Consider the following 8,496-nt stretch of genomic DNA (forward strand, 5'->3'; position numbering starts at 1 on the left):
CAGCACATGACCCGCTTCGGCGGGTTTTTTATTGCCTCACGCCCGTCAAATGCGGGCTTTTTTTCGTCTGGAGATTTTCATGGCACTGACTTCGCGCCTTGCTCTTGAAGTGGATGGTCGCGGTGCCGAGGCCCAGATCAATAGCGTACGTCGCGCGCTCGAAGCCCTGAATGATGCAGGTCTTCGAACGGGACCTGTCCTGAGCGGTGCCGGTAATGCAGCAAGTGGCGCCGGGCAGAACTCGCGAACTGCTGCCGGGCAGGTGCAGAGCCTTGAGCGCCAAGTGAAGTCTTTGTCAGCGGCAGCGGCAGGGCTTGCCGGTCCGCTTGCCGCAGCGTTCAGCGTTAAAGCGTTCTACGACGCGGCAGAGGCCTACAGTACGCTCACCAACCGTATGAAGCTGGTTACCGACGGAGCGGACGAGCTTGCGACTGCGCAGAAGGCGGTTTTCTCAATCGCCCAAAGTGCTTTCCAGCCCCTCAATGCAACTGCCGAGCTGTACCAGCGCATTGCGACCAATCAGAAAGAGCTGAAGCTGACCGGCGAAGGCGTTGCTGGTGTAGTGGGGACCATCAGTAAAACGTTGGCCATCTCCGGTGCTTCGGCAGCGTCGGCGAACGCCGCTCTTGTGCAGCTTGGGCAAGCCTTCGCTTCCGGCACGCTGCGCGGTGAAGAGCTGAACAGCGTCATGGAGCAAGCTCCGGCGCTGGCACAGGCAATTGCGGCAGGCATGGGTAAAACCGTTGGTGAATTGCGTACCCTCGGCGCGGCCGGGCTGCTTACGGCGGATGCCGTGGTTAAAGCGCTTCAGGCGCAGCGAGTAGCAGTTGATGAGCTGTTCAACAAGACGAACGTAACCATCGGCAACAGCCTGACAGCGATGGGCAACTCATTCACTCAGCTGGTGGGCAAACTCGACCAAGCCAGCGGCGCAAGCACCGCCATATCTGCAAATTTCGTAGCGCTGTCCAAGTCGATGGACGCCCTGTCTGCTGACTCAAACTCGCTGAGCACCACAGTAAACGCTGTCGGTGCTGCAATGTCCGGGATTGGTGCGGCAGGGGCTGTTCTTCTCGTCAACAAGCTTGGAACAGTGCTGTACGCCTACACAGCAACTCGCACGGCCGCCATCGCTCAAGCATCCGCCACCTTGAACGCAGCAAACGCTGACGTGGTTCAGGCCAGGACGGCTGCCGCTTCTGCTCGGGAGAACATGGTTCTTTATCGCGGCACCCTGCTACAGACAGTGGCTTCTGGGCGTTACGCAGAGACTCGACTGATTCAGGCTGCCGCTGATGATCGCGCTCGTGTTGCCGCGCTTGGTCTCGCCACCGCTCAGCGCGGGCTTCTGGCATTCCTCGGTGGTCCGGCCGGTATTGCGCTGGCCGTAGGGGCCGTCGCAGCCAGCATGTTCCTTATGCGAGACAACACCGACGAGGCGAGCAAGGCACTTGACCAACAAGGTTTGTCCGTAGCTGAAATCACGAAAAAGTATGAAGCCCTGAACAGCGCCCAGCAGCGTGTTAAGCGCCTTGAGTGGGCAGACCAGCAGGCAACTGCGATATCGTCGGCTGACGAAGCCTTGAAATCCTATGTGGATCGCGTCAAGAACGGCGCGTTACAGGGTGCGTTTTCCGGTGTGGGTGTTGGTGCTCTGACAGGCGAATTTGAGCGACTGGTTCAAGAAGTTCGCGATGGAAAGCGCGACTTGGACAGCGTTAACCAATGGCTGAAGGATTCGGTCAACCTGAGCAGCGCTGCCGAGAAGGCGCTTACCGGAACATCTGCCGAGTATCAGCGCAACGTGGACCGCAACAAGGAGTTGGCCGCAGTTCTGGGTCAAGTCAGCGGCGAGCAAACTAAAGCCGCACAAAGCTCGGCCATGCTCGCCGCAGCCCAGTCAGGCACCGGCACGCAGACGCGCGCACAGCTCGCAGAATGGCAGAAGTACATCGCCAAGCTTACCGAGGCCCGCGATCTGGTCGGAGCCAACGAAAAGGCCGAGGCTGCTTACCGGGCCGGGAAAATGGGCCTGACCAAGGAGCAGGCCGCCCAAGCCAGCATCGTCGCCGAGCAGACCGACCTGCTGAAGAAGTACGAGGACGCGGTAAAGGAGGCTGACAAAGCTCAGCAGACCGCTCTCAGGTCGCAGTTGATAGCCCTGTACACCCAGCAGCAGGCAGCAGAGGACGCGACAGCGGCGGTCAAGAAGAGTCACGAAGAGGCGGCCAAGGCGGCAGAAACCAGCGCCAATAAGCAGATCGAGCAGATGCAGAGGGTCATCAACGCAGCGCTGAAACTGCAAGGTGGGCCTCAGCTTGACCTGGGTATGAAGAAGAACCCTACCGGTGCGGGACTGCTCGCCAATGGCTGGGTAGCGCCTGCTCCTGTTCGGCTCACGCCCGCGCAGCTCGCAGATCGTCAGATCGGCCAGATCACGGACAGCACCAAGCCAAACAAAAACGCCGGTAAGGAAAAGGCATACCAGGAAGATGCTGGCACCAAGATGTTGGATGACGCGCGCCAGCGTTACGCCGTGCTCCAGCAGCAAAGCAAGGAGCTGATCAACCAGGACGGAACGATCAAGTCCATCGGCGCCGAGCAAAAGAAACTGGTCGAACTGGAAGCAGAGATCGCCCAGCTCAAGGAAAAGAAGACGCTCACTACCGCGCAGAAGCAGGTTCTGGCCATGGCCGAACTGAATATTGCGCAGCAGAAGCAGAACGCCGCGCTGGAAAAGGAGACTGAACTTCGCAAGACCGCTTACGAGGAAACGCAGAAGCTTGCGGCCTTCCAGACCAACCTCGCCAGCCAGCTGGCAAAAGATCAGACCGGCCTCAGCAACAACCTGGCAGGTCTGGGCCTGGGTGACCAAGCAAAAGCCCGGCTGCAGGAGCAGTTCAGCATCCAGGAGCAGTACCAGTCCCAGCTGGACAACCTGTTGCAGCAACGCAACGAGGGGAAGATCAGCCAGGACCTGTACAGCAAGGAAACGAATGCGCTGAATGCTGCTCTGCAAAGCCGTCTGGCAATGCAGCAGAAGTATTACTCCGACGTCGACAAAGCCCAGTCCGATTGGACACTGGGTGCCAGTTCGGCGCTTGAGAACTACCGCGAGCAGTCGCGCGACGTGGCCGGGCAGACCAAGCAGCTTTTCACCAACGCTTTCAGCAACATGGAAGACGCGGTGGTGAACTTCGTGAAAACCGGGAAGCTGTCCTTCAAGGACTTTGCCAACGGTGTGATCGAGGATCTGATTCGCATCCAGGTGCGGCAGGCAGCGGCGGGATTCCTCAGCACCGCATTCAGCGCCCTTTCGGGTGTCGGCGGTGGTGCTGCAGCAACGTCGTCATCGGCGCTTGGCGCCTCGGCGGCCGGCTACGGCTCCAAATACGGCTTCTCCGACGGAGGTTATACCGGCGATGGCGGAAAGTTCCAGCCGAAGGGCGTTGTTCACGGCGGTGAGTTTGTCGTGAAAAAGGAAGTGGTCAGCCAGCCCGGCGCGCGTGAGTTTCTGGAGCGCATGAACGCCAACACCAGGGGCTACGCCGACGGAGGTTATGTTGGCAGCTCGGCCGTAGCGGCGAAAAGCTCTTCGCAGTCAGCAGGCGCTTCGCTTCCCAATGTCCCGCCAATCAACCAATACATCACTGTGGGCGGTAATGTTGATGCAGCCACGAAAGAGGATCTGGTCAGAGGCATCAAGGACGCTGCGCAGGCTGGCTACCAGATTGTTCTGAATGACTTTAAAAGGAATGGCCCAGGAATGCAGATGATAAGGGGTAAACGATGAAAATAACCGATTTAGATGTGGGAAAAATGATTGGGCCTATAAGTAATGCCATTTTCCCCGTGGTGTTCGAAGGTGTTGATGGGAGCGCGCCTGCAAGCGAATTGCGGAAACGGGCCAGCCTGCATTCGGAGATCATGGGTCGCATCATGGGGGTTCTGCTTTGCGGGGATGAGGTCGGCCACGATGTGGTTGGCCTGATCGAACAAAGCATTGTGCGCATGAAGGAAAGCAATTCTCAGGCCTTCGGCGAGCTGCTCGGCCCTGGCGGCTCTCTGAGCAAAATCCACAAGAATTAAGCCCCAGGCTTTCCCCAAGGAGTAACGCATGGCTCTCACGTGGCCTGCTTCGCTGCGCCCGTCAGAAATGAGCTGGGGCATCGTCAACAACAGCCGGGCGTTCACGTCGTCGCTCTCGAACGCCCAGCAGATCGTTGGCTACCCCGGCGCGTACTGGCAGTGCACGCTGACCTTTGGCCTGCTTACGCGGGCTCAGGAGCGCGAGCTTTCATCGTTCCTCGGCAAGCTGGACGGGATGTTCGGCACATTCAACCTGCCGGACTTCACTCGTTACCGGAAGGACGGCATCGGCGCGCTCAGCGTGGTCAGCGGCTTTGCTCAGGCGCGCAGCATGATCATTGCTGGCGCGCCAGCCAGCTCCCCGGTTTTCAGCACCGGCGACTACATCACCATCGCGGGCGAGATGTTCGAGGTCACCGATCCGGTTTCGTCGAACGCCCAGGGCCAGGTCACGGTGCTGCTCAACAAGCGCATCCGGAAAACGCTCACGGCAGGGGCGGCAGTTGAATACCTGAACCCCTACTCTGAAATGCGCATGACCTCGGACACATGGGCCATGACGCGCCGCCCGGTGGTCGCCAACGGCAGTTACTCATTCAGGGAGGCATTCTGATGCCCTCAGCTTTCCCTTTCAGCCAGAAGGTGGTGGATATCATCGCCACGGGCAAATTCATGCCGGTGTACGCCGTACAGCTGGACTTCGCCGATGGCATGGTCTTCGCGCACACGGGAACCGGTGAACTGGTTGTCGACGGCGTCACCTATGAAGGCGTGGGCAATTTCGGCCAGGTCAGCCAGTCGCAAGAGAGCGACAACTCAGGTTCGCCAATGTCGGTCGACTTGACGTTGAGCGGGCTGGACTCCTACATCCTGTCGGAAACCAACGTGCGCGGCTGCCGGGGCCGAATGGCCAAGGTCCTCTTCGTGGTATTCGACGAGGCCGGCAACTACGCGGCGGACATCCTGTTCTCCGGGCGGATGGACGCCGCCAAATTCTCGTTCGCAGGCAATGGCCAGGACGGCAACACCATCACCGTCCCGGTCATCGACCGCATGGCCGAATGGAGCCGAACCGGCACCGAGCGCTGGACGGACGAAAACCACCGCGCCCGGCACCAGGGCGACCGCTTCTTCTACGCAATCGCGCAAATGTCCGAATGGCCCATCTACTGGGGGTCTGCCAAGGATGCGCCGACCTTCACCTACGGAAGTTAGATATGCGCAATCGAGACTGGACTACGCGTCTGCACGAAGTGATCAAGGCTGCCCAAGGGCGGCCTTTTTCATGGGGTGAATTTGACTGTTGCCTGTTCGCCGCCGACTGCTCGAGCGCCGTGTGCGGTGTCGATCCAGCAGAGCAATACCGTGGCACCTACAAGACCGAGGCTGGAGCCAAGCGCGCGCTGAAGAAACGTCACGGCAGCCTGGAAGCTGCATGGGACGCCTGCTTTGCAAGGGTGGCTGTCCCGTTCATCCAGCGCGGCGACGTCGTGATGTACGAAGCACCGGCAGGTCGCAGCATGGCCGTGTACTGGGCCGGTGATTATTGGGCGACGACCGATGACGGCGTTGCGCGCGTTGTGTGTGAGCCGCTGGCGGCGTGGAGGGTTGAGTAATGCCAAGTGGCGTAAAGAAAATTGCTCAGGTCGCCGTCGGTGCTGTGATTGGCTTCGTACAAGGCGGCCCGGTGGGCGCTGCGATAGGCGCTGGCCTGGCCTTCTACGCGGCATCACAGCAGGAGAAACTCAACACCAAGTCACCCCTTCGCGACAACGAGCCGTCCGCACAGACGGTGAGGTCGTCTAAAGCGCCGATCCGATTCATCCTCGGCCGTGTGTCTACTGGTGGTGTGCTGGTCTGGGCGCAGGAGCAGTCCGGAACCCTCACAGAGGGCGAGCAGATCCACCTTGTTTACGTGCTGTGTGAAGGTGCGATCGATGGTCTGGAGAACATCTACCTTGGCGAAGAGGAGATCAGCACATACGGTGAGTTCGCCAGCTATGAGCTGATCGTCAACCCGACAGAAGTGAACGCATTCCTCAAGGCCAACTGCCAGGACTGGAAGGACAGCCAGATCGGGCGCGGCCTGTCGTTCGTGCGCATTACCCTGAAGTACAGCGCCGAGAAGTTCCCGTCTGGCATCCCTGACACCCGCTTTGTGCTACGTGGCCGGAATGACATTTACGACCCGCGCACCGGCAACAACATCTACACCGCCAACACCGCGCTGCACATCCTCTGGTTCCTGCGTAACCGCTGCAACGTCCCGGACGACGAGATTATTTTCGAGACATTCGCGAGTGCGGCCAACGTCTGCGACGAAGCCCTGACTAACGCCGACGGCTCCGTGAGCCAGCGCTACCGTACCGGTTGCGTGATTGGTGCTGACGAGCAGCGTCCGGGCGTGTTGCAGAAGCTGGAAGCGTCATGCGCTGGCAAGCTGATCCGCGTCGGCGGCCGCTGGATGCTCCAGGCAGGCGCCTACTACGGCCCGTATGACTTCGAGATCACCGAAGACATGATTATCGGCACCGTATCCGGCAGTACCGAGTCGACGAACGATTCCGCCATCAACACGGTGCGCGGCACGTTCATCGATCCTGAACAGTCCTGGACCGAGACGGATTACCCAGAGGTCAGCGTTTCTGAATGGATTCTTGAAGACGGCGGCGAAGCTGCCGAGACGATGACGTTCTCGTATGTGACCGACGCTTATCAGCCGCAGCGCCTGGCGAACATCGCCATGCGCCAACGCCGCGCTGGCGGGGCAATCAGCCTGCCGATGAACTTCTCAGGCTACAACTGCAGGCCGGGTCGCGTCGTTCGCGTGAACCTGCCATCACTGAACATCCTTGGCGAGTTCATCGTCTCTGACTGGTCGATGGGTGACAACGAAGGCTGCACTGTTCAGGTCAAGCAGTACGAGGCGGCAATCTTCGATGATGCCGTGGGCCAGCCCTACAACCCGCTCGGCTTCATCAACCTGCCAAGCGGCGGGCTTGGTTCGCCCACCGGGCTTGCATGGTCGGCTGGCGATGCTGCTGAGGTGGTGCAGGGCGTGCTGTCGTGGGTCCCACCGCAGGGCATAGTCACCTCGTATGTGGTCACGGTTCGCCAGGGCAACAATGCCGTGCAGTCGCGCTCTGTGCCTGCCACTGCGAACACCCTGGCTATCAACGGTCTGCCGTCGGGTGCGTACACAATGAGTGTGGCTGCTCTGGGGCCTATGGCCAGGTCCGGCGAGGCGACGATATCGGTGAGCATTCAGGGGCCGCCAATACCGGAATCGTGCGTAGTGCAGTCCTCGCTCGACAGCATCGTGCTGATTCCTCAAAACCCGAATCACGCGCTGAACGGCGGCACCTACGAGTATTTTTTCAGCACCAATCCGAAGGCCACATCAGGCACGGCCGAGTATCTTGGGCAGGGCTTGTCGTTCACTCACAACGGCCTGGCGTTTTACACCAACTATTACTATTTCATCCGATCGTCCAACGCATACGGGAAGAGCGCCTTCCTTTATGTACCTACGTCGACATCAAATGATGTGTCGGCCTATCTGGCGGCCTTTGCCGGAAAGGTCACGAAGACGGAGCTCGGGCAGGAGCTGCTTGATGAAATCGAACTGGTCTCTGGTGACGGCCCCGGCTCAGTCAATGAGCGCCTGAAAGAGCTGAAGGCCGAGATAGGCGAAATCACCGACGCTCTGGTCTACGTGCCGACCGATGCCTACGTGCGCGACAACACCGTGCGCGTGGGTGACAACCTTTGGACGGCCATTGCGGCGGTGCCAGCGGCGGCCGATGGGTCCAATGGTCCGCCGAACCCAAGGTACTGGGTCAACACGGGGCAGTCGATTCGGTTAGCCAACGCCCAGGCTGATCAGGTCTCTAAGAATACAGCCAACATCGAGACGGTGAACGGCAAGACTACCGCGACAGCAGCCCAGCTCCAAGCGGTTCAGGCTCAGTATCGTTCCGACAGCGGCGAGGGCGATCTGCTCGACGCGATTCGAAGCTGGGACAGCGCGGCCAGCGCTGCAACAGAAATGAAGGTCAGGGCGGAAGAGGATTTTGCACAGGCCCAGCGCACGACGTCACTCCAAGCGAGAGTTGGCAGCAACGAGTCGAAAATCAGCATCGTAGAAACTGCGCAAGCGACGGACAGGGAGGCAACTGCTCAGCAGATCACGAACCTGACGGCGACGGTTACCACGAACCAGTCAACGGTTCAGGCGGCCATTCAATCGGAATCGACCGCTCGATCAGATGGCGACACGGCACTTGGAAAGCGTGTGGACACAGTTCAATCCACCGCAAGCGGGGCGTCAGCTCAGGCCCAAACAGCCAGCACTGCTGTTTCAGGTCTCAATGGGAAGGTCTCTGCGCTCACAACCATAAAGACGTC

At 59.8% G+C, this 8,496-nt stretch carries 6 protein-coding genes; all 6 read left to right on the forward strand.

Annotated features, from left to right (window positions below; translation table 11 throughout):
* The first annotated feature begins 79 nt into the window (after positions 1-79).
* Entirely contained in the window at positions 80-3,793 is a 3,714-nt protein-coding gene (locus ALO80_RS18975) for a phage tail tape measure protein (protein WP_055010115.1), read from the forward strand.
* Positions 3,790-4,089 carry a hypothetical protein gene (locus ALO80_RS18980; RefSeq protein ID WP_055010116.1) on the forward strand — a complete coding sequence of 100 codons (300 nt, stop codon included), beginning with the start codon at positions 3,790-3,792 and terminating at the stop codon, positions 4,087-4,089. The genes ALO80_RS18975 and ALO80_RS18980 overlap by 4 nt, the downstream gene beginning before the upstream one ends.
* A 28-nt stretch (positions 4,090-4,117) precedes the next feature.
* Positions 4,118-4,702, forward strand: coding sequence for a hypothetical protein (locus ALO80_RS18985; protein ID WP_055010117.1), 585 nt, complete (start codon positions 4,118-4,120; stop codon positions 4,700-4,702).
* On the forward strand, positions 4,702-5,304 hold the full coding sequence (locus ALO80_RS18990; protein ID WP_055010118.1) for a hypothetical protein: 603 nt from the start codon (positions 4,702-4,704) through the stop codon (positions 5,302-5,304). Before ALO80_RS18985 ends, ALO80_RS18990 begins: the two co-directional genes overlap by 1 nt.
* Positions 5,305-5,306: 2 nt before the next feature.
* Entirely contained in the window at positions 5,307-5,705 is a 399-nt protein-coding gene (locus ALO80_RS18995) for a DUF6950 family protein (RefSeq protein WP_055010119.1), read from the forward strand.
* A partial coding sequence (locus ALO80_RS19000; RefSeq protein ID WP_055010120.1) for a phage tail tip protein J-related protein occupies positions 5,705-8,496 on the forward strand: 2,792 nt, incomplete at its 3' end. The genes ALO80_RS18995 and ALO80_RS19000, both read left to right, overlap by 1 nt.

This window comes from Pseudomonas caricapapayae, from assembly GCF_001400735.1.
Taxonomy (GTDB): domain Bacteria; phylum Pseudomonadota; class Gammaproteobacteria; order Pseudomonadales; family Pseudomonadaceae; genus Aquipseudomonas; species Aquipseudomonas caricapapayae.